We start from the raw sequence: 20,721 nt of genomic DNA on the forward strand, positions 1-20,721 counted from the left end.
GCCTGACCGACGCCAGGAGGATCGTCGTCAAGATCGGCTCCTCGTCGCTCACCCGTCCCGACGGGGGCCTCGACCTCAACCGGATCGACTCGGTGGCGCGCCTCATCGCCCGCTGGCGCCTCGGGGACGGGACGGACGAGCGGGACGCCGTCGTCGTGTCCTCCGGGGCGGTCGCCGCCGGCCTCGACCCCCTCAGGCTCTCGCGCAGGCCCCGCGACCTGGCCTCCATGCAGGCGGCGGCCGCGATGGGCCAGGGGCTCCTCGTCGCCCGGTGGACCGCGGCCTTCCACGCCCACCACCTCGACGCCGCCCAACTCCTGCTGACCACCGAGGACGTCATGCGCCGCGAGCACTACACGAATGTGCGCGCCGCCCTCGACAAGCTCCTCGGCTTCGGCGTCATCCCCGTCATCAACGAGAACGACGCGGTGACGACCCGGGAGGTCCGCTTCGGGGACAACGACCGACTCGCCGCCTCGATCGCCCAGATGATCCAGGCGGACGCCCTCGTCCTGCTCACCGACGTCGACGGCCTGTACACCGCGCCGCCCTCGCACCCGGGCGCCGAGCTCATCCGCGAGGTCCGCACGACCGACGACCTCCACTCGGTCCTCGTCACCGGGGCGGGGTCCGCCGTCGGCTCGGGCGGCATGGCGACGAAGGTCCAAGCCGCGTCGATGGCCGCCAACTCGGGGATCGGCGTGGTCCTGACCAGCGCCGATAACCTCGGCGAGGCCCTCGCCGGCGAGGACGTCGGCACGTGGTTCGAGCCGTCGCGCACGCGCCCGGCGTCCCGTCGGCTGTGGATCGCCCACGCCGCCCCCTCGCGCGGGGAGGTCGTCGTCGACGAGGGGGCCGTGCGCGCGATCATCGACGGGAAGAAGTCCCTGCTCGCCGCCGGGGTGACGAGGGTCCTCGGGCACTTCGAGGCGGGGTCGGTCGTCGACGTCGTCTCCGAGGCGCGCCTCATCGCCCGGGGCGTCGTCGCCTACGACTCCGATTCGCTGACGTCCATCGCGGGGATGAGCGGCGCCGACCTCGTCGCCTCGGGCTGGGAGCACCCGCGCCCCGTCGTCCACCGCGACGACCTGGCGCCACTGGTCTGACGCGGCTCCCCGCCCGAGGCTCTCCCCGGGCGGAGAGGGGCCGACCGGGCGGGCCGGTCCCGTCGGGCGTGCGCGCGCCGCGGTATGGGATCATGAACGGGTGAACGACACCACCGTTGATATCAGCGCGTTGACAGACGCGGCGCGCGCCGCGTCCCGGGTCCTGTCGCGCGCCCGGTCCGGGCGCAAGAACGACGCTCTCGCGGCGATCGCCGCCGCCCTCGTCGACCGTTCGGGGATGATCCTCGACGCGAACGCCCAGGACGTCGAGCGGGGGCGGGCCGCGGGGATGAGCGATGGGCTGCTCGACCGCCTCGCCCTCGACGAGGCCCGGCTGCGCTCGATCGCCGCGTCCGTGCGCGACGTCGCCGCCCTGCCCGACCCGGTCGGCCAGGTGCTGCGCGGATCGACGAACGACCTGGGGCTGCGCATCACCCAGGTGCGCGTCCCCCTGGGGGTCGTCGGCATGATCTACGAGGCGCGCCCCAACGTGACGGTCGACGCGGCGAGCCTGGCCCTCAAGGCCGGCAACGCGGTGATCCTGCGGGGAGGCAGCGCCGCCGAGGCGTCGAACCGGGCGATCATCGCCGTCATGCGCGACGCGTTGGCCGGCGTCGGCCTGCCCGCCGACCTCGTCCAGACGGTCGACCCGTGGGGGAGGGCCGGCGCCCAGGCGATGATGCGGGCGCGCGGCGGCATCGACGTCCTCATCCCCCGCGGAGGAGCGGGGCTGATCCGCGCGATCGTCGAGGAGTCCCGCGTGCCCGTCATCGAGACGGGGACGGGCAACTGCCACGTGTACGTCGACGACGGCGCCGACCTGGCGACCGCCGAGGACATCATCATCAACGCGAAGACCCAGCGGGTCGGCGTGTGCAACGCCGCCGAGACGCTCCTCGTCCACCGGGCGGTCGCCGAGGACTTCCTCGCCGCGGCCCTCACTCGGCTGACGACGGCGGGGGTGACGATCCACGCCGACGAGGAGGCCCGCCGGATCGCCGCGGGCGATGCATCGATCGATGCGGGGATGATCGTGGCCGCCACCGAGGAGGACTGGCGGACCGAGTACCTGTCGATGGACCTGGCGGTGCGCGTCGTCGACTCGCTCGACGAGGCCATCGACCACATCCGACGCTATTCGACGGGCCACACCGAGGCGATCTGCACCCGGTCCCTCGAATCCGCCCGCCGCTTCACCGCCGAGGTCGACGCCGCGGCCATCGCCGTCAACGCGTCGACGCGCTTCACGGACGGGGCCCAGGTCGGGTTGGGGGCCGAGATCGGGATCTCGACGCAGAAGCTCCACGCGCGCGGGCCGATGGGCCTGGAGGAGCTGACGACGTCGACGTGGATCATCGAGGGCGCCGGGACGGTCCGCCCGTGAGCGCCGAGGCCGGCCCCACGGCCCCCGCCCAGAGCGAGGGCGCCGACGGGGGGCGCCGCCGCAGGATCGGCATCATGGGCGGCACCTTCGACCCGATCCACCACGGGCATCTTGTGGCGGCCTCGGAGGTCATGGACGTGTTCGACCTCGACCAGGTCGTGTTTGTGCCTGCGTCGATGCAGCCCTTCAAGACGGGGCGCCGGGTGACCCCCGCCGAGCACCGCTACCTGATGACCGTGGTCGCGACCGCCTCGAACCCGCGTTTCACGGTGTCGCGCATCGACATCGACCGCGCGGGGACGACGTACACGATCGACACGCTCACGGACCTGGCGGATGAGTACCCGGAGTCGGACTTCTTCTTCATCACGGGGGCGGACGCGCTCGCGCAGATCCTCCAGTGGAAGGACTCCGACAGGCTCTTCGAGATGGCGCACTTCATCGGGGTGACCCGACCCGGCCACATCCTCACCGACCACGGGCTGCCCTCGGACGCGGTGTCGCTGCTGGAGGTGCCGGCGATGGCGATCTCGTCGACGGACTGTCGTCGCAGGGCGGCCCAGGGGCAGCCCGTGTGGTATCTCGTGCCCGACGGCGTCGTCCAGTACATCAAGAAATACGACCTCTACCGGGCGGCGGAGGCCGCGCCGGTGGTTGAGGAGGAGAAGTGACCCTGCCCGCCCCCATCCGCGACCTGGCGGTCGTCGCCGCCACGGCCGCCTCCGACAAGCTCGCGTCGTCCCCGGTGCTCGTTGACGTGTCGGGCCGGCTCGCGCTGGCCGACGCGTTCCTCGTCGTGTCGGCCCCGACGTCCAGGCAGGTCCGGGCGATCGGCGAGGAGATCATGGACCGCTTGGCCCGGGAACGGGGGGTTCGGCCCCGGAGGATCGAGGGGCGCGCCGAGGCGACGTGGATGCTCATCGATTACGGGGATCTGGTCGTCCACGTGTTCGGCGATGAGGAGCGCGAGTACTACGCGTTGGAGAAGCTGTGGGGCGATGGCCTGGCGGAGGATCTGACGGCGGAGGTGGAGCCGGGCCCCCGTCCGGCATCGGGTGCGGCGGTGATCGCGTGAGCGCGTCGCGCATCGTCTTCGTGCGCCACGGCCAGACGGATTTCAACGTCGAGCGGCGTTTCCAGGGTGTCGTCGACCGTCCGCTCAACGAGGTCGGGCGCGGTCAGGCGCGCAGCGCGGGCGCGGTGCTGGCGTCGCGGCTGGGCCGGGAGTCGGCGCAGATCGGCGTCGGCCAGGTGACGGCGTCGGGCGGGGGCGTGCGGGTCGTGTGCTCGCCGTTGTCGCGGGCCCGTGAGACCGCTGAGATCCTCGTTGCGGCGTTCGACGAGGCGGGGGTCGCGTGCTCGCGCCCGGTGGACGACGATCGACTGATCGAACGGGCCTACGGCGTGTTCGAGGGGCTGACGGTCGATGAGATCGTCGTCGGCCACGAGGCGGAGCTGGGGCAGTGGCGGTCGACGGGCGAGTGCGCTCTGGCGGGGATCGAGGCGTCGGACGAGGTCGGGCGGCGCGTCCACGAGGCCGCGTGCGAGGCGGCCGGGGCGTGCGAGGACGGGGAGGCGCTGGTCGTCGTGTCCCACGGCAGCGCGATCGTCAGGGGGCTGGTGACGTTCTTGGGGTTGGATCCGTTGGCGTTCGACGGGCTGCGGGGGTTGGACAACTGCCACTGGTCGGAGCTGGTTCTGGCCGGCGGCGGGGGCTCCGGCGCGTCGGGGGAGGCGAGGTGGCGCCTGGCGGCGCACAACGTCGGGCACCGCGAGGACGTCCTGGGGGCGTGAGGCGGGGGCGCCGGGTCCGGGGGCGGGTGCGTCGGTCGGGTGCCGAGACGGCCGCGTCGGGGGCGGGCGAGAGTCGGGTCGGGGGCCCCGGGGTGCTGTCCGATCGTCGTCCTGCGGTGATCTGGGGGGCGGTAAGCCCCTAGTCGTGGTGTGGCGGTGTCCTCCTCGGCGATGGGGCTTCGCGCTGCGAGTGCGGGCATCTGGGTATCGGTGGTGGGGTCGGGTGTGGCGACCGGCATAGTCGGCTGATTTTGCACATCGCGGATCGGACCGGTATCTTTATCAAGTCGTCCTGAGAGGGACGATGAACTGAATACGGGGCTATGGCGCAGTTGGTAGCGCGCTTCCATGGCATGGAAGAGGTCGGGGGTTCGAATCCCCCTAGCTCCACCGGCGTGAGGTCTCGGGACATCGTGAACGGATGTCCCGAGACTTCGTTTATTTCCCGGGTCGTCGTGGGGCTTCTGTGTGTGCTCGGGGTTTTCGCGTGCCCGGGTGAAGCCGGCGAGTCGTCCCGTATCGGCGCTCAGGGGCCTCGGTGGCATGGGTGTCCTGGGCACCGCCTAGCGGTTTCCCCGGAAAACGAAATTCTGGGCCCGTTTTTCGCAGGAAATGTTCGTTTTCGGGGGAAATCGTGGGAAGGGTGGGGCGGTGAGCGGGCTGGTGGCCGCCTCGTACGTCCCGTGTCCTGTTGCCTCTGTGCGCGGTCTTTTCGCGTGGTAGTCGATGCATGAGGTTGTCGGGCATGAAGCGGTTTTTCGTTACCACCGCCGACCGCAGGCGCCTGTCCTGCGTGAGCGTGGGTGCAGCGGACACGCTTGTTCTTTTCGAGGCCGGGCTCGGCATGGGGGCGCGCTACTGGGGGCCGGTCACGCGGATGCTCGCTGAGGACTACCAGTGTGTGTCCTACGACCGGTCCGGATTCGGGAGCAGCGATCCCGATCCGCAGCCTCGCACTCTCGACCGGCTCGCCGACGACCTCATGACGGTGGTCGGTCGTATCCCTCACCGCGTCCTCATTCTCGTCGGGCACAGCTGGGGAGGTCCGATCATTCGTGCGGCTTGCGCCCGCCCCGGGTATTCCGACCGCATAGCGGGGCTCGTCCTGGTCGACCCCAGTGATGAGACCCTGACCGACGAGTACGCGGCGTGGCAGCTCGCCCTCATGCGGCCCCTGACGGTCCTTGCCGCCCGGGTGAAGCTGCTCGGCAGGTCGGTCGACCCCCTTGTGCGGGGCCTGCCCGATGACGACCGACGAGTGCTTCTCGCCTCGTGCACCACGGTGTCGGCGGCGCGAGAGGTCTCTTCGGAGCTGAAAGAATTCTTGCCTGAACTACGACGCCTCGACGGCGTGGAGCCCCACGTGCCCACGGTGCTCATCAGCGGGGCCACGACCGACCGGGGGGGAAGAGAAGCGATCGCTGCGCGACCGCATCCACCGGGCGCATCGGATGAGCGCGCGACGGTGGGGCGCAACGTTCATTGCGGCTGCGGAATCGGGCCATCGTGTTCCCGTCACGGAACCGGGGCTCATCGCGAATGCGGTGCGTGAACTGGCCCGGACGATCGACGGCGGACCGCGGCCCTGAGCCCCCGAGCCTCGAACGGCCTCACGCACGACGACGGCCGGGCAGCTCACCTGCGACGAACTGAGTTTCCATAGAATTCCCCGGGGTTGAGCACACGATGATTGTTTGCGCCGACAATGGTGCTGACCATGAATAAAGCGCCGATGGCTTCGACGCGATCACCAAGTCGCTTCAGCGCGCCTTCCCGGTTGGAGAATATGTCGGCTCGGTCGAGTCGCAGCTGAACGGATCGGGCATCTGGTTGACGACAACCGGTGGAGCAGTCGTTGTCGTTGTGACTTCGACGAATGTGTGTGTCGCTTCCGCGTGACCTCCTCATCGTGCGGGGCGCGGGCGACGATGGCGGCCAGGACGGGGCGTCGACAGTTCGCTCGTCCGGTGAGAGGGGATAGGCGCGCGACGCGGCCCGTCAGGTGGAGGTGGAAGGCGGTCGTCGAGGGCGCGGCCGGGCGAGCCGGGGATATGGGATCAGAACGGATGCGCCCAGGGTTGGTGTCCGGCGAACCCGCGGTTCTCGCCAGTGAAGTCGGCGCGGTCGCCGCGGGAACAAAGCCGTTCGCGAGGCCGCTGATGCGCTGGTCGTGCAACGGGGGACCAAGTTGTCAGACAACTGATCTATTCTTTGGTACTGCGGTACTGAAGATCAACGAAGGAGTTATCTGATGAAAAATCGCGTCCGATGCTGGACAGCCGGCATCGCCGCCTCACTGCTCATCGTCTCGGGCCTGGCGACGCCGCCGGCCCCGGCGGTCGCCGACGACGCGGGAGCCCCTTCCTCGCGAGGGGCCGACCAGCCCACGGTCAGCGTCGACGAGAAGACGATGACCGACCGGCACGCCCTCGCCGAACGCGTCGACGGAAAGGTCTACTACCGTATTCCGTCGATCACGGCCACGCCGAAAGGCGACCTCATCGTCGCATTCGACGAGCGCCCCCTCAGCGCCAACGACCCGGGCAAGCGGGCCACCGAGGGATTCAACGGCGAGGACTGGTTCCTCGGGATGAAGGAGCGCGGAATCGCCACGTGGAAGAACGGCGAGGACTCGCCCAACCCCAATTCGATCAAGCAATGGCGCTCCACCGACGGCGGTCGCAACTGGACCGACGACGGCTACATCTGCCGAGGGAACCCCGTCGGCGACTGGTCGCAGATCGCGGGATGCTCCGACCCGTCCTACGTCGTCGACTGGGAAACGGGCAACATCTTCAACTTCCACGTCCTCTCCTACGAAGCCGGGCTCCAAGAATCCCAGCCGGGCAACGACGAGACCAGCCGGAACGTCATCCAGGCCCACGTGGCGAAATCGACCGATGACGGTCGCACCTGGACGACGAAGACCATCACGGCGACAGTGACCCCCGACCCCCGGGTCGCCTGGCGATTCGCGGCCTCGGGCCAGGGCATCCAGATCCGCCACGGAAAGCACGCCGGACGACTCGTCCAACAATTCACCCGCACCTACAAGCACGGAGGAGCCCAGGAGGCGTTCTCGCTGTACTCCGACGACGGCGGCGACACCTGGACTCCCGGCGCCCCCATCGGTACCGAGATGGACGAGAACAAAGTCGTCGAGCGCTCCGACGGATCGCTGCTGATGAGCTCGCGCGACCGCACGGGGAACAACCGCGTGCGGTGGCAGGCCGAATCCTTCGACGGCGGCGCGACCTGGACCAACGTCCGCGCGGCGGCCGACATCGTCGACGGCAAGACCAACGGCCAGCCGATCCGAGCCTTCCCCAACGCCGCCCCCGACGACCCGCGCGCGAAGATCCTCCTGTTCGCCAACGCCCAGACCCTCGTCCCGACGAACAACCGCCACAAGGGCACCATCTGGATGTCGTGCGACGACGGGCAGACCTGGCCGATCTCCAAAGTGTTCAACACGGATTCGACCGGCTACGCGACGATCGCCGTCCAACCCGACGGGCGCATCGGCCTCGTCACCGAGGACGGGAGCGGCAACACCAAGGAACTCGGGATCTACTACCGCTCCTTCGGACTGGGGTGGCTCGGCTCCTCGTGCGCGTCGATGCGCGCCGACGACGTGACCGTGAAGGGGGTCCCGGGGAGCGCCGTCATCACGGCGAGCGTCGACGCGCTCGGCGCGGACCCGACCGGCACGGTCACCGTGGAGAACCTCCCGGCCGGTTGGACAGCCGCCCCCGGCGAGGTGAGCGAGCAGAACGCCGGCGCCGTCACGATCCCCGTCGAGCTCTCCCGGGAGGCCAACGACGGCGTCTACGACCTCTCCCTGCGCTACACGAGCAAGGCCGGCGCGGTCGCCGGCGCCTCGATCCGCGTCACCGTCGAGGACGAATCGCGACTGGCCGCAGAGCACATCGCCTCCGTATGGGCGAACTCGGAGGACGCCGTCGAGGACAAGCCCATCGGGAACGCCTTCGACTCCGATCCGGCGACCTTCTGGCACTCCCAGTGGAAGAACAAGCCCGCATCCATTGAGAACAACCACGAGATCGTCATCACCTTGGACCAGCCCCACGACCTGACGAAGGTCACGTATCTGGCCCCGCAGCGCGATCTGGCCAACGGCGCGTTCAAGACGTACGAGGTGCTCGTCGCTCCTCTGGCCGACGGCGCCCGGTGCGCGGATGCCTCGTCGTGGACGACGGCCGGGTCGGGGACTTTGCCCTACGACCGACAGAACTACCTGCCGATGCTGCTGGAACCGCAGGCCGCCTCGGGCGTTCGCTGCGTGAAGATCCATGTGACGGGTGAGCAGACCGCGGGAACGAATGCCGCTGCGGCCGAGATCCGACTGTATGGAGAGCCCACGGGCGAGCCGGCGGCCCCGCTGGAGCCGGCGATCGTCTCGCGCGGGCACGTGTTCGTCGACTCGTCGCGGGTCGAGGCCGGGTCGACGGCGACATTCACCGGCTCCGGCTTCGCCGCGCACGAGCGCATCACGATCATGCGCAGCGCGGTCGAGCCCAAGGGAGATGCTCCCGGCGGAGCCCGGGGTCTCGGGGCCGCGGAGGAGATCGTCGAATTCGAGGGCGAGGCCGACGACGAGGGCGCGCTGACCTATGCGTGGAGGGTCGACGAGAACGAGGAGCCCGGTGTCCACAGCGTTCGTTTCGTCGGCTCGTACTCGAGCGCGCAGGCCGACGTGACGGTCGTCCGCGCCGTTGCGCTGACCCCGCTTCAGCCGGCCGAGCCGGTGGGGCCGGGGACCGCGCCGATGGCTCCGGACTCGACGACGCAGGACGTGGGGACGAATCCACGGACTCGCGACGAATCGACTGCCCAGGCCTCGTCCTCGACGGGGAAGACGAAGCGGTCCCTGGCTCATACGGGCGCCTCGGTCGATCCGGGCCTCGCCCTGGCGGCGATCCTCCTCCCGGTCGGATCCGGCGTCGTCCTGCGGCGCCGACGGGCCTGACGAGCGGACGAGCGCGCCGCTAGGCACGAGGACAGGGGCGGCATCCAGTTCACCGGGTGCCGCCCCGCCCATGGCGATCATCCACGACCCCCGAGCGGGCCCGCCGGGGCGAATGCGTCGAGAGCCGACGGGGGCCTCAGTGGGTGTTCTATCCCCTCCGACCCCTGGCGCCCCATCCGTCCGGCTCTCCGTCGAGGCCGAACCGAGCAAAATACCGCTGATCGGATCGATTCCGACAGCGCGCTCGCGGGAGACGCTCTACTCGGATCGCCCTCAGGGACCCGAGCCCCCTTGTCGGCGTGCCCGCGAATGGGGAGGAAGACCCGGGGGCGAAGAGGTGGGCCCGGCCAATCGGCCGGGCCCACCGTCATGGCTCCGCGGGGAGCAGCGGCCTCAGGCGGCCGGGGACATGTAGCCCTCGGTGACGACCGGCTTCTGCTCGGGGCGCCCCTCCATGAGCTTCGACAGCGCCAGGTGCAGGACGAAGGTGAGGATCAGGGCCCCCAGTCCCGCCGGGAAATCTCCCGGCAACGGCAACCGGTACTGGAAGGCGATGCCCGCGATCGCGCCGACGACGAACGAGATGACCGCGGGCCAACGCACCGCCGGCAGCCTCGTCGGATCGGCCGTCGCGTACTCGCCGGGGCGCACGACGTAGAAGTCCGCGAGGATCGGACCGGCGAGCGGGACGAACGCCGCCCCCAGGATCGTGATGAAATCGCCGAAGAACAGGGAGTAGAAGCCGAGCGCGCCCAGGACGGTGCCGAGCGCGCCCACCACGATGACGATCCGGCCGCGGCGCAGCCTCCAGCCGACCGCCTCGGCCGCCGGCCCCAGGTACAGGGCGTTGCAGTACAGCTCCGACATGTTCGTCGTCCACAGGGCGATGACCCACAGGGCCACGCCCAGAACCGTCAGGACCAGTCCGTTGTCGACCATCCACGAGATGAAGTTCGAATCGCCCGTCGCGATCGAGCCCGTGTAGCCGATGAGGTTGAGCAGCGGGTTGGTCAGGATGAAGCAGGCGCCCGCCCCGATGAGGACGTGCGTCGAGCGCTTCGCGTACCGGAAGATGTCGACGCCCATGATGACGCCCGCGATCCACGCGCCGATGATCACCGTGATCGCCGACCCCAGAGACAGGCCCGCCCGGGTCCCGGCCTCGTCGAGGACCCGGCCGAAGCCGCCGAACTCGCCGACCATGAGGACGGCGACGACGACGGCGACGACGAGGACGAAGGGGGCCGCGGCCGCCGAGATCTTCTCGATCGCCGAGATGCCCTTCCACGCCGACCACGTGAACACCGCGCCCCAGAACAGGCACAGGAGGACGTACTCCAGCGTCAGCCCGTTGACGACCGTGATCCCCGTCAGGTCGCCGACGGCGACGTCGAAGATGTCGCCGACCATGCCGACGATCGACGCGAACCAGCCCAGCGTCAGCATCGCCATGATGAGCATCGGCAGGACGATGCCCGTGCGCCCGTAGGAGAATCGGGAGATCAACGACAGGTTGAGGCCCGTGCGCATCGCCGCGTACCCCAGGGCGAAAGTCAGGGCCAGGAGGATCCCCTCGCCCAGGAGGATCGCCGCGACCGCCTGCCCGAAGGGCATGCCGGCGGCCCCTCCCTGCCCGGCGAGCTGCCCGCCGACGATCAAGCCGGTCGGCACGTAGCCGAAGCCCACCCAGATGGCGAACATCGACCACCATGAGCGCCTGGCGGCGCGCGGCACCGGTTCGAGCATGTACTCCTCGTGGTCCTCCGCGACCGGGGCGGGGGAGTCGATGGGGGAATGACTCATAGGGGTTCCTTCCAGTGTGATGGGATCAGAGCCGCCCTCGCAGCGCGAACTCGTCGGCGATCTCCTCGCGTGTCGCCCTCGTCGAGACGAGGACCGACAGGAGGAGTCGGGATTTGCGGGCATCAAGCCATCCGGCGCCGATGAGGCCCCGGCGCAGCAGGTCGACCTCTGAGCCCGGGTACCCGTACGAGTTGCGGGTCGTCGTGCCCGCGCCGGTGCGCGACGCGAAGACGACGGGGATGCCCGAGGCGACCGCCTCCTCCGCGGCGTCGGCCATGGCGACGGGCACGTGGCCCGATCCCATCGCCGAGATGACGAGGCCGCGCGGGCGGGACGCGCAGATCGCCCGGATCGCCTCGCCATCGTCGTCGAGGCCGGCCATGAGGATCGGGATGCGCGGGGCGTCGGGCGGGGGCAGCGGCAGGGGACGGGGACGGCCCACCGGCGCGTAGGCGACGACGACCTCCCCTTCGACGACCTTGGCGACGGGGCCCCAGCTCGTCGACTTGAACGCGGTCAGGGCGTTCGCGTCGACCTTGGTGACGAGGGACGCCAGGTGCGCCTCGTCGTTGAGGACCGCGAGCGCCCCCATCGATCGGATCCTCGGTTCGAGGGCGACTCGGACCGCGGCGACGAGATTGCCCATCCCCTCGGCTCCGGGGTCGTCGCTGGCGCGCATCGCGCCGGTGACGATCAGGGGCTCGGGGCGATCCCATACGAGGTCGAGGAGGTAGGCGACCTCCTCCAGGGTGTCGGTCCCCTGGACGATGACGACGCCGCGCGCGCCCTCGTCGACCGATCGACGGGCGAAGCCGATGACGCGCACGACGTCGGCGATCGTCAGTTCGGGGGAGCCGAGCCGCGCGAGGGTCGTCGACTCGATGTCGACGCCGGGGAGCCACGTCGACAGGGGAGCGGCGAGCTGCTCGCCCTCGACGGCGACGGCCACCGGCCCGTCGGGGCTCGAGGCCGCCATGGAGATCGTGCCGCCGGTGGTGCCGATGGCCACGCGTGGACGCATATCCGAGAATCCTCCGAAAATTGATGCGCGCTTGGCGCGTTCTTGAATGAAACTCTGGCAGGATTTTAACTGCTGTGTGAGCGCTCGCATAATACAGTGGCATCACGACACGCAACTCATCCCGGCAGAGAGGAAACCATGACCGATCAGTCCCAGGTTGGAAAGAACCACTGGTACCGCAACGACGACATCCCCGGCGTCCCCGGACCCGACCGGGAGATCATCGGCTACGGCGAGAAGCCCCCGCGCGTGCGCTGGGACAACGACGCCAAGGTCGCCATCAACATCGTCATCAACTACGAGGAGGGCTCCGAGAAGACCTTCGCCATGGGCGACGCGTGCAACGACGGCATGTACGAGCTGCCCTTCGAGGTCGACGACCAGCGCGACCTCGCCAAGGAGTCGATGTACGAGTACGGGTCGCGCGCCGGCATCTGGAGGATGTTCCGCACCTTCGACCGCTACGACGTCCCCGTCACCGTCTTCGGCGCCGCCGTCGCCCTCGAGCGCAACCCCGAGGTCGCCCGCAAGATCAACGAGCGCGGAGACGAGATCGTCGGGCACGGGTACCGGTGGATCGACCACTACGAGTACTCGCGCGAGGAGGAGAAGGAACTCATCGACCTGGCGATGGACTCCTTCCAGAAGACCCTGGGCCGCCAACCCGAGGGATGGTACTGCCGCGAGATGTCGGTCAACACCCGCGAGCTGCTCGTCGAGGACGGCCGCTTCCTGTACGACTCCGACTACTACGGCGACGACCTCCCCTTCTGGACCTTCGTCGGCGACAAGCCCCACCTCGTCGTGCCCTACTCCCTCGTCGTCAACGACTGCCGGTACATCATGGGGACCGGGTTCGCCGCCCCCTCGGACTTCGTCGAGGTCGCCAAGCGCACCCTCGACCAGCTCCTCGACGACGGCGACGACTGCGGCCGCATGATGTCCATCGGCATCCACCCGCGCATCACCGGCAACCCGGCCCGCATCAACGGCCTCGCCGAGTTCATCCGCTACGCGCAGGCCCAGGAGGGCGCGGTCTTCATGACCCGTTCGGCCATCGCCAAGAAGTTTATCGAGCAGGTCCCCGCGCCGGCCTCGGCCCAGGAGCGGCTCAACCGCTGACCCGCGGCGCCCCGAGCAATCGAGGCGCGAGCGGCCGCCCGGAGGCGTATGCCCCCGGGCGGCCGCTCATATCCGGAGCCCGGACCCCGCGGGCCCGCGTCGTCCCCGGTCCCGTCACAGCGGTCGATCGCCGGTCATCCGGGCCGCCGTCGCGGTCAGCTCGCGCTCGGCCGCAGCGGGGTCCTCGGCCCGCAGTCGCCGGATGTAACGCGCGTAGACGATCCACGCCCCGCCCAGGAACACGACGACGCCGCCGATGTTGTAGACCAGCGTCAGCCAGACCTCCTGGCCGTAGGGCAGCGTGCCCGTGATGAACACGAAGGTGAACACCACCATCATGAACGCCGCCATCGACATGCCGAAGGCGCGCGAGCCCACCCGGAACGACCGGGGGACCGAGTCGTAGTTCTTGCGGAAGAAGAAGTACGCCAGGTAGATGAACAGCGGCGGGATCAAGGCGGTGGCCGCCGTCATGTTAATGACGATCTCCAGCAGGCCGTTGATCGAGTCCGATCCCAGGGCCGGGATGATGAGGATGGGGACGACGATGAGGAACTGGAGCCACGCGGCGCGCCACGGGATCCCCTTGTCGTTGAGCTCGACGAGCCTGGGCCCGAAGACCCCCGAGGGGATCTCGGAGAAGAAGATCTTCACCGGCGTGGCCGTCCACATGAGGAGCGAGCCGAGGGTCGCGGCGAGCATGACGAAGCCGATGACCCGGTTGACGAGCCCGGCGTCCAGGCCCAGGTAGGCTCCCAGGCCTCCCATCGTCTGGAAGATGCCCGACGAGTACTCCAATTCGCCGGCGGGGACGAACACCGTCATCAGCAACGAGGCCACCGCGTACAGCAGGCCGATGAGCAGGCCGGCGAAGATGATCGTGCGGATGAAGGTCGTCACGCCGCCCTTGAGGTCGTTGATGTACACGCCGACGGACTCGGCCCCGCCCACGCCCTGGATGATCCATGCGAGCGTCCCGAAGAAGGCCCACATCGTCGCGAAGGACGACATGTCGGGGGCCATCGCGCCCACGGTGATCGGCGTCGCCGGCTCGAGGCCGCCGGCCAGCGCCCCGACGGTGAGGACGACGAAGGCCAGGGACATCGCCATCATCAAGGTGGCGCCCACGTTCGTCACCTTCCCGATCCACGTCGCGCCCTTAGTCGACACCCATGTCGCCAGGGCGAAGATCGCGATCGAGATGACGGTGATCGCCGTCTGCGAGAACACCTTCTCCTCGCCCCAGAAGGCGTAGGACGAGTAGACGAGGATGATCGGCAGGAGGGAGGCGAAGTAGAAGAGGTTGACGAACCAGTAGGAGAAGGCGCCCAGGAAGGCCCAGCGCCCGCCGAGCGACGTCTTGACCCATCGGTAGTCGCCGGATTCGGAGTCCTTGTTGAGGGCGACGAGCTCGGCGATGATCAGCGTGTACGGCAGGAAGTACAGGAGCGTGGCGAACAGGAAGGCCGGAGCCGAGGCCAGGCCGATCGACACGGAGTTGTTGATGACGTTGCGGAAGTTGAAGACGGCTGCCACCGTCATCGTCAGCAGCGCGTAGGTTCCCACGCGCGCGCGGGTTGTCTCGCTCATGATGGTGTCCTTCGGGAGGGTGTTACTTGTTGTGGAAACTGCGGCCCTCGACGGTGACCCGCAGGAGGGCGCCGGAGAAGTCCGGGGCGGGCACGAGCCGCGTGGCCTCGTGGATGTCGACGAGCAGGAGGGCGCCGGCGCCGAGGAGGATGGGCCGGTCGGGGCCGTCGGCCCCCTGCCGGTCGGACAGATCGCTGTAGGGGCAGGTGGGCGCCCAGTCGTCGCTGATGCGCACCTCGATGGACCCGGTCGCGCAGTAGACGACGCGCAGGTAGCGCCTCGAGGCTGTCAGCGACTCCTCGGCGCATTCGGGGCCGACGCCTCGCCAGGTCAGGGAGTCGCCCACCGAGTAGGCGATGCCGTGGGGCAGCCGGGCGGACGCGTCGATCGCCTCGAAGGCGCGGTCCCATTTCTTCTCGCCCGCCAGGTGGGCGCGGGCCTCATCGAGGGTGGTGAAGATCCTCATGATCGGCCTCCGGGGGCGACGGTGGACAGGGTGAGGCGGTGGTCGAAGGCCCTCCACCGCACGCGGTAGGAGTCGAGGACCTCCGACCCCCACGAGTTCGATCCCAGTCCGAGCAGCTCGGGGTCGATGTTGACCTCGATGAGGTCCTCGGGGGCGAGCTCGTCGAGGTGGCGGGCGGCGTCGAGCTGGGCGTCCGAGTACGGCAGGGCGCGGACGTTGAGCGGCCGTTGCGCGGCCTCGACGCGCAGCCCGTACCCGTCGTCGCCGGTCAACTCGGCCCATTCGACGTCTCCGCGGTTGCCCATGTCCTGGGGGACGACGTAGGGGGTGACCAGGTCGCGGACGCGGCTGCGGTGGACGCCGATGAGGTTCGCGCGCGCCGAGTCGGGGTAGTTCTCCCCGGGCCCGCGCCCGAGGTACTCGATCCGGTCGAGGCCGCCGGGCACGGCCAGGCGCACCCCGATGCGGGGGATGATGTCGTCGTAGTCGCCGTAGGGGAGTCCTGAGATCCTCAGGTGCGCCCGGCCGTCGGGGGAGATCCGCCACCGGTAGCGGCAGCGCATCCCGAAGTCCTGGGTGGGCGGGGCGATGGTCGAGGACACGTCGACGAGGACGGCGCCGTCCTCGCGGGTCCAGGAGACGCCTCGCGTGGCCTCCTGGCACAGGTGGAGCAGGCGCGGCAGCCACAGCTCATCGGCCTCCTGCCGGTGGTTGTCGATGATCGCGTGCCAGAAGGACAGGCGGGGGGCGCGGGCCAGGAGGGGGCGCCCGTCGCGCTCGATGCCGGTGAGGGAGCCGTCGACGAGGTCGAAGGAGAAGACGGCGGGTCCGGCCTCGATGACGAGGGCCTGGGCGGACGCGTCCTCGTGAACGGCGCACGCCCCGTCGGCGCCGGCCGATGGTCCCGACGGCGCCGGCGCGTGGGGGACCGGGGAGCCGAGGGGGAACTGGTCATGGGCGACGACGCGGCCGATGGGGGAGTAGGGCGTCGGCGCGGTCCTGACGACGCGGGCCGTCAGCCGGCGTGTCCCGTCGGCGCCGGTCTGGCGGGCGCTGCGTTCGGCCTCGTCGATGAGGTCGTGGACGTCGAGGTCCTCGGAGCAGCCGGGGCCCAGCTCGGGGCAGTCGATGACGCGCTCGGCCAGGGGGCGCCCGTCGGCGCTGACGTCGAGTCGCAGGGCGAGGCCCCGCAGGGGCTCGAACCACTGGCTGGAGGCGACCGTTAGCAGCCGGTCGCGCAGTTCCAGGCGGACGGGGGCGATGACCGCGGCGTACTCGGCGAGCCCGGGGCTGGGCTCGCGCCAGGGGAAGACGAGGCCGTCGATGCAGAAGTTGCCGTTGTTCGGCTCGTCGCCGAAGTCCCCGCCGTAGCGGTAGGACTCGACTCCGTCGGCGTCCACGACCCGCACGGCGTGGTCGATCCACTCCCACACGAAGTGGCCCTGGATCGAGTCCCAGCGGTCGAAGACCTCCTGGTACTCGCTCAGGCCGCCGGGGCCGTTGCCCATCGCGTGCCCGTACTCGCAGATGATCCGGGGCTTGGGGTGGGGGTGCTCGCCGAAGTCGTTCATCTGGGAGACCCGCGAGTACATCGTCGAGACGACGTCGACGACCTGCGCATGACGGTCCTCCTCGTAGTGGACGGGGCGGATCGGGTCGAGCGCCTTGCAGGCCCCGTACATCGCTCGGATGTTGCAGCCGAAGCCCGATTCGTTGCCGAGCGACCACATGATGATCGACGGGTGGTTGCGCTGGGCGAGGACGTGCCGTTCGATCCTGTCGACGTACGCGTCCTGCCAGGCGGGGTCGTCGGTGATCCTCGACAGGTCGCCGACGGTGGCGAAGCCGTGGCTCTCGAGGTCGGTCTCGGCGACGACCATGAGGCCGATGCGGTCGCACATCGTGTAGAAGCGGGGGTCGTTGGGGTAGTGGGCGGTGCGCACCGCGTTGATGTTGTGGTCCTTCATCAACTCGAGGTCGCGGGCGACGGCGTCCATGGGGATCGCCCTGCCCGCGTCGGGGTCGTGGTCGTGGCGGTTGACGCCGTGCATGACGAAGTAGCGGCCGTTGAGCAGCAGGCGGCCGTTCTCGATGCGGATGTCGCGAAAGCCGATCGGCTGGGCGACGACTTCGTCGGTCGCCGGGTCGTCGAGGCCGCCGATTCCCAGGGCGAGCGTGTAGAGCGCGGGGCTCTCGGGATTCCACCAGTCGACGTCGTCGACGAGTCCGGTGATGCTCCCGCGGCCCTGGGGGTCGACGGGGATCGTTCCGGAGGCGATCTCGCGGCGGCCGCGCCGGTGGTCGAGGATCGCCCAGGACACGTCCGCCCGGGCGATGCCGGCGACGCGGACGTCGAGGTCGATGCGGGCGGCTCCGGAGTCGTCGAGGCGCGTGCGGATGAAGAAGTCCTCGATGCGGGCGGCCGGGCGGCGCAGGAGGCCGACCTCGCGGAAGATCCCGGAGGCCCACCACATGTCCTGGTCCTCGATGTAGGTCCCGTCGCAGTACTGGCACACGACGACGGTCAGCAGGTTGTCCCCTTCGACGAGGGCGTCGGTCACGTCGAACTCGCTGCCCAGGCGCGATCCCTTGGTGAAGCCGATGGGGGAGCCGTTGACGAAGACCTCGGCGTAGGATTCGACGCCGTCGAAGCGGAGGATCCACCGGTGATCGGCGTCGAGGGAGTCGATGACGACGTCCTTCTGGTAGACGCCGGTGGGGTTCTGCGAGGGGACGAGGGGCGGGTCGATGGGGAAGGGGTAGCCCTCGTCGGTGTATTGGAGGCGACCGTGGCCGTCCATCTGCCACAGGTGGGGGATGGTGACGGTGTCGCTGTCGGGCATCGGGGCGCACCGGACGCCCGGGGGGACGCGCAGCGGGCTGTCGTAGAGGCGGAATCGCCAGGTCCCGGACAGGTCGAGGTAGCCGCTGGTGCGCTCGCGGCTGGGGATGAGTCCTTCCGAGTCGAGGCCGTCGAGGGCCTCGGCCAGGGTGGGGTAGGGGGTGAAGTGAGCGTGCGCGCGCAGTCTTCCCCGGTGGAGGGCGGCGGGGTTCTCCCACGGGTGGGCGGTCATGGCGGTCCTTGTCGTCGGTGACAATCACTCCGGTAGAAACCGGTCTCTATTATGAGGCGTCCCATCTTCACGTGATAGAAACCGGTTGTCAAGAGGGAGGAGGCGCGCCGCCGAGTCCACGTCGCGCGAGACGGGCGGCACGGGCGCCGCAGGGGCCGCGGACTCTTCTCCTGCGAACTGCCCGGGAAGCGGAACCGAGGGATCGGGCCCGGTGAGTACGAGTCGAGCTCTCGGGCGAGGACCGCCGCAGCGCACACGCCGATCCGCCGGCGCGGTGCCGCCGAATCGACACGTGTCGGGGCAAGGGGCGGGCTCGCCGGCGCGGGCGTCCTCGCATCGGCCGAATCGCCTCGCCCGGGGAGTCGGCACCGCGTCGTTCGAGCCGCCCGGGGGCGGTGCCGTCGAATCTGCGCGCATGAGGGACAATGGAGGCCGATACCGGTGCGAGCGCAGGAGTAGAGCCACACGACATGAGCAGGCGGACGACGATCAGCGATGTTGCCGCGCGCGCGGGCGTCTCCAAGGCCACGGTCTCGCGCGTCCTCTCGGGGACCTACCCCGTGTCGGAGCGAACGGCCCGCGCCGTGCGCCGCGCCGTCGACGACCTCGACTACACGGCCTCCGCCCGGGCTCGCTCGTTGGCCACCGGACGAGCCGACGCGATCGCCGTCGTCGTGTCCGAGCCCCTCGACGTGTTCTTCGCCGATCCGACCTTCTCCCGGATCCTCCAGGGGATCGCCGACGAGTTGAGCGGGACGGAGACCGTCCCCGTCCTCCTGCCCACCGCGACCCGCGCCGAGCAGCGCAAGGCCCTGCGCCTCGTCCTCAACCAGAGCGTCGACGCGGTCGTCCACCTGTCGCCATGGGTCGACTCCGGACTCCTCGACGAGCTCATCGACCATCGCGTCCCCGTCGTCCTCTGCGGGCAGGACGACGACCCCGAGCGGATGCGGCGCTTCTCCCTGGTCTACTCCGACGACCGCCTCGGCGCCGCGGACGCCGCCGAGCACCTGGTCCGGCGCGGCGCGCGCCGCCCCGTCGCGATCCTCGGCGTGCCCGATCAGCCGGCCGCCGTCGACCGCCTGTCGGGATACCGCCAGGCCTATCCCGATCTCGACGGGAGCCGGATCCGCTGGGGAGGCTGGTCCGAGGCCGCCGGGGCGCTCGCGATGCGCGAGCTCCTTGACGCCGGGGTTGATTTCGACGCCCTCCTGGCGGGATCGGATCGGATCGCCCGCGGCGCGATGTCGGTCCTCAGGGCCGAGGGGCTCGACGTCCCCGGGGACGTCGCCGTCATCGGATACGACGACCACCCCGTCGCCGTCGAACAGGCCCCTCGGCTGACGACCATCGCTCAGCCGATGCACCTCCAGGGGAGGACCGCGTGCCGCCTCGCTCGCGAGATGGTCGCCGGCGGGGAACCCCGGACGATCGTCCTTCCCACCGAACTGCGCGTTCGCGACACCGCCTGACGCCTCGTCCGCCCGGGTCGGTCTCTCGGACCGGTCCCCCGTCAGTCCTCGGCGACGGGATCGGGGCCGATCGGGGTGGAGAGCCGCACGAGGACCAGGGGCAGCGTTCGTTCGAGGAGCCCGGCCAGGTCGCCGTCGTCGCAGGACAGCCCGTCGAGCATGGACTGGTCGGCGATCCCCATGATCGCGGCGGTCAGATCCTCCAGGGGTAGGAGGCAGCGCCGCCCCAGCCGATGGAGCTCGCGATCGAGCAGGAGCGTCACACGGCTCTTGAGGGAGTCCATCCCCCTGCGCAGCCGTGTCGAGGCCTCGCCCTCCAATCGGGCGGCGTAGAGGTCGAACTCGGAGATCAGGAGGTAGAAGTCGCGCGTCAGCGGCAGGGACTCCTCGAAAAGGCCCCACAGGCGCGACAGGCCCTCGAGGGCTTCGTCCTCGGAACCGAGGGCGCCGGCGTCCTGCGACGCCGCGTCGAGAGCCGATTCGGCGGCTTCGATAACCCTCTCCCAGTGATCGGCGGCGAGCACCTGGACGAAATGGTCCTTGTCGGTGAAATTCGAGTAGAAGGCGCCGCGGGTGAATCCCGCTCGGGCGCACAGGTCGCCGATGCTCGTGCCGAGGATCCCCTGGGAGACGAAGAGCTCGCGGCCCGCATCGAGGAGGAGGCGCTGGGTCTGGGCCCGGCGGGGCGTGGCGGGCGCGGCCGAGATCCTCGCAACGGCCTGGCGCCGTTGCGACGGCTCGGGTCGGCGGGCGTCGTCGGATGCGGCTGCGGCGGTGTTCTCGGGAGCCATGTCCCCCCTTGGTGTGGTCGGCATCCACCCGAGGGTAATCGAGATCAGGGGCGCACGAGGAGCCGACACCTGATGGATGCGTTGGTGTATCCGCCGCCGATGGGATCC

Annotated in this window: 15 protein-coding genes and 1 tRNA gene; 10 read left to right on the forward strand and 6 right to left on the reverse strand. The window is 69.9% G+C overall.

The genetic code is table 11. The features are described 5' to 3' along the window. The first annotated feature begins 2 nt into the window (after nt 1-2). From proB to M3T53_RS05295, 8 genes are all read left to right on the forward strand, one after another. Nucleotides 3-1,106: a glutamate 5-kinase gene (gene proB, locus M3T53_RS05260; protein WP_442866933.1), complete on the forward strand. Its 1,104-nt coding sequence runs from the start codon at nt 3-5 to the stop codon at nt 1,104-1,106. 100 nt (nt 1,107-1,206) lie between these two features. Further along, nucleotides 1,207-2,490: a glutamate-5-semialdehyde dehydrogenase gene (locus tag M3T53_RS05265; RefSeq protein WP_272433431.1), complete on the forward strand. Its 1,284-nt coding sequence runs from the start codon at nt 1,207-1,209 to the stop codon at nt 2,488-2,490. Beyond that, nucleotides 2,487-3,161, forward strand: coding sequence for a nicotinate-nucleotide adenylyltransferase (gene nadD / locus M3T53_RS05270; RefSeq protein WP_442866927.1), 675 nt, complete (start codon nt 2,487-2,489; stop codon nt 3,159-3,161). The genes M3T53_RS05265 and nadD overlap by 4 nt, the downstream gene beginning before the upstream one ends. Continuing rightward, nucleotides 3,158-3,565: a ribosome silencing factor gene (rsfS, locus tag M3T53_RS05275; protein WP_272433432.1), complete on the forward strand. Its 408-nt coding sequence runs from the start codon at nt 3,158-3,160 to the stop codon at nt 3,563-3,565. Before nadD ends, rsfS begins: the two co-directional genes overlap by 4 nt. Continuing rightward, nucleotides 3,562-4,284, forward strand: a complete 723-nt coding sequence (locus M3T53_RS05280; RefSeq protein ID WP_272433433.1) for a histidine phosphatase family protein — start codon at nt 3,562-3,564, stop codon at nt 4,282-4,284. The genes rsfS and M3T53_RS05280 overlap by 4 nt, the downstream gene beginning before the upstream one ends. Nucleotides 4,285-4,601: 317 nt before the next feature. Further along, nucleotides 4,602-4,674, forward strand: a tRNA-Ala gene (locus tag M3T53_RS05285). Nucleotides 4,675-5,029: 355 nt separating this feature from the next. Continuing rightward, nucleotides 5,030-5,836 (forward strand): alpha/beta fold hydrolase, encoded by an 807-nt coding sequence (locus tag M3T53_RS05290; protein WP_272433434.1) that lies wholly within the window; start codon nt 5,030-5,032, stop codon nt 5,834-5,836. 699 nt (nt 5,837-6,535) lie between these two features. Further along, entirely contained in the window at nt 6,536-9,274 is a 2,739-nt protein-coding gene (locus tag M3T53_RS05295) for an exo-alpha-sialidase (protein ID WP_272433435.1), read from the forward strand. A gap of 393 nt (nt 9,275-9,667) precedes the next feature. Here M3T53_RS05295 and M3T53_RS05300 read toward each other — a convergent pair whose 3' ends face one another. Both M3T53_RS05300 and M3T53_RS05305 read right to left on the reverse strand, forming a co-directional pair. Next, nucleotides 9,668-11,077: a purine-cytosine permease family protein gene (locus tag M3T53_RS05300; protein ID WP_272433436.1), complete on the reverse strand. Its 1,410-nt coding sequence runs from the start codon at nt 11,075-11,077 to the stop codon at nt 9,668-9,670. A gap of 25 nt (nt 11,078-11,102) precedes the next feature. Continuing rightward, nucleotides 11,103-12,098 (reverse strand): asparaginase, encoded by a 996-nt coding sequence (locus M3T53_RS05305; RefSeq protein ID WP_272433437.1) that lies wholly within the window; start codon nt 12,096-12,098, stop codon nt 11,103-11,105. A gap of 138 nt (nt 12,099-12,236) precedes the next feature. On the opposite strand from M3T53_RS05305, the gene M3T53_RS05310 reads away from it, so the two are divergent. Continuing rightward, the gene (locus M3T53_RS05310; RefSeq protein ID WP_272433438.1) at nt 12,237-13,220 is read left to right on the forward strand and encodes a polysaccharide deacetylase family protein; all 984 of its coding nucleotides are present in this window, start codon (nt 12,237-12,239) and stop codon (nt 13,218-13,220) included. A gap of 114 nt (nt 13,221-13,334) precedes the next feature. Here M3T53_RS05310 and M3T53_RS05315 read toward each other — a convergent pair whose 3' ends face one another. The 3 genes from M3T53_RS05315 to M3T53_RS05325 are packed head-to-tail and all read right to left on the reverse strand — an operon-like array spanning nt 13,335 to nt 18,350. Continuing rightward, nucleotides 13,335-14,810, reverse strand: coding sequence for an amino acid permease (locus tag M3T53_RS05315; protein ID WP_272433439.1), 1,476 nt, complete (start codon nt 14,808-14,810; stop codon nt 13,335-13,337). A 22-nt stretch (nt 14,811-14,832) separates the two neighbouring features. Next, nucleotides 14,833-15,276 carry a hypothetical protein gene (locus M3T53_RS05320; RefSeq protein ID WP_272433440.1) on the reverse strand — a complete coding sequence of 148 codons (444 nt, stop codon included), beginning with the start codon at nt 15,274-15,276 and terminating at the stop codon, nt 14,833-14,835. Then, nucleotides 15,273-18,350 carry a glycoside hydrolase family 2 TIM barrel-domain containing protein gene (locus M3T53_RS05325; RefSeq protein WP_272433441.1) on the reverse strand — a complete coding sequence of 1,026 codons (3,078 nt, stop codon included), beginning with the start codon at nt 18,348-18,350 and terminating at the stop codon, nt 15,273-15,275. The genes M3T53_RS05320 and M3T53_RS05325 overlap by 4 nt, the downstream gene beginning before the upstream one ends. Before the next feature lie 470 nt (nt 18,351-18,820). Between M3T53_RS05325 and M3T53_RS05330 the strand changes: the two genes are divergently transcribed. Further along, complete coding sequence (locus M3T53_RS05330) at nt 18,821-19,822, forward strand: LacI family DNA-binding transcriptional regulator (RefSeq protein ID WP_272433442.1); 1,002 nt, start codon at nt 18,821-18,823, stop codon at nt 19,820-19,822. Between the two features lie 41 nt (nt 19,823-19,863). Here M3T53_RS05330 and M3T53_RS05335 read toward each other — a convergent pair whose 3' ends face one another. Continuing rightward, nucleotides 19,864-20,637 carry a TetR/AcrR family transcriptional regulator gene (locus M3T53_RS05335; RefSeq protein ID WP_272433443.1) on the reverse strand — a complete coding sequence of 258 codons (774 nt, stop codon included), beginning with the start codon at nt 20,635-20,637 and terminating at the stop codon, nt 19,864-19,866. Nucleotides 20,638-20,721 lie beyond the last annotated feature (84 nt).

Source organism: Actinomyces sp. B33, assembly GCF_028437565.1.
Lineage (GTDB): Bacteria > Actinomycetota > Actinomycetes > Actinomycetales > Actinomycetaceae > Pauljensenia.

What these genes read in the sequence shown, in the direction of transcription:
- M3T53_RS05290 (WP_272433434.1), top strand. Translation starts at nt 5,030, where the DNA reads ATGAAGCGGTTTTTCGTTACCACCGCCGACCGCAGGCGCCTGTCCTGC.
- M3T53_RS05295 (WP_272433435.1), top strand. Translation starts at nt 6,536, where the DNA reads ATGAAAAATCGCGTCCGATGCTGGACAGCCGGCATCGCCGCCTCACTG.
- M3T53_RS05300 (WP_272433436.1), bottom strand. Translation starts at nt 11,077, where the DNA reads ATGAGTCATTCCCCCATCGACTCCCCCGCCCCGGTCGCGGAGGACCAC.
- M3T53_RS05305 (WP_272433437.1), bottom strand. Translation starts at nt 12,098, where the DNA reads ATGCGTCCACGCGTGGCCATCGGCACCACCGGCGGCACGATCTCCATG.
- M3T53_RS05310 (WP_272433438.1), top strand. Translation starts at nt 12,237, where the DNA reads ATGACCGATCAGTCCCAGGTTGGAAAGAACCACTGGTACCGCAACGAC.
- M3T53_RS05315 (WP_272433439.1), bottom strand. Translation starts at nt 14,810, where the DNA reads ATGAGCGAGACAACCCGCGCGCGCGTGGGAACCTACGCGCTGCTGACG.
- M3T53_RS05320 (WP_272433440.1), bottom strand. Translation starts at nt 15,276, where the DNA reads ATGAGGATCTTCACCACCCTCGATGAGGCCCGCGCCCACCTGGCGGGC.
- M3T53_RS05325 (WP_272433441.1), bottom strand. Translation starts at nt 18,350, where the DNA reads ATGACCGCCCACCCGTGGGAGAACCCCGCCGCCCTCCACCGGGGAAGA.
- M3T53_RS05330 (WP_272433442.1), top strand. Translation starts at nt 18,821, where the DNA reads ATGAGCAGGCGGACGACGATCAGCGATGTTGCCGCGCGCGCGGGCGTC.
- M3T53_RS05335 (WP_272433443.1), bottom strand. Translation starts at nt 20,637, where the DNA reads ATGCCGACCACACCAAGGGGGGACATGGCTCCCGAGAACACCGCCGCA.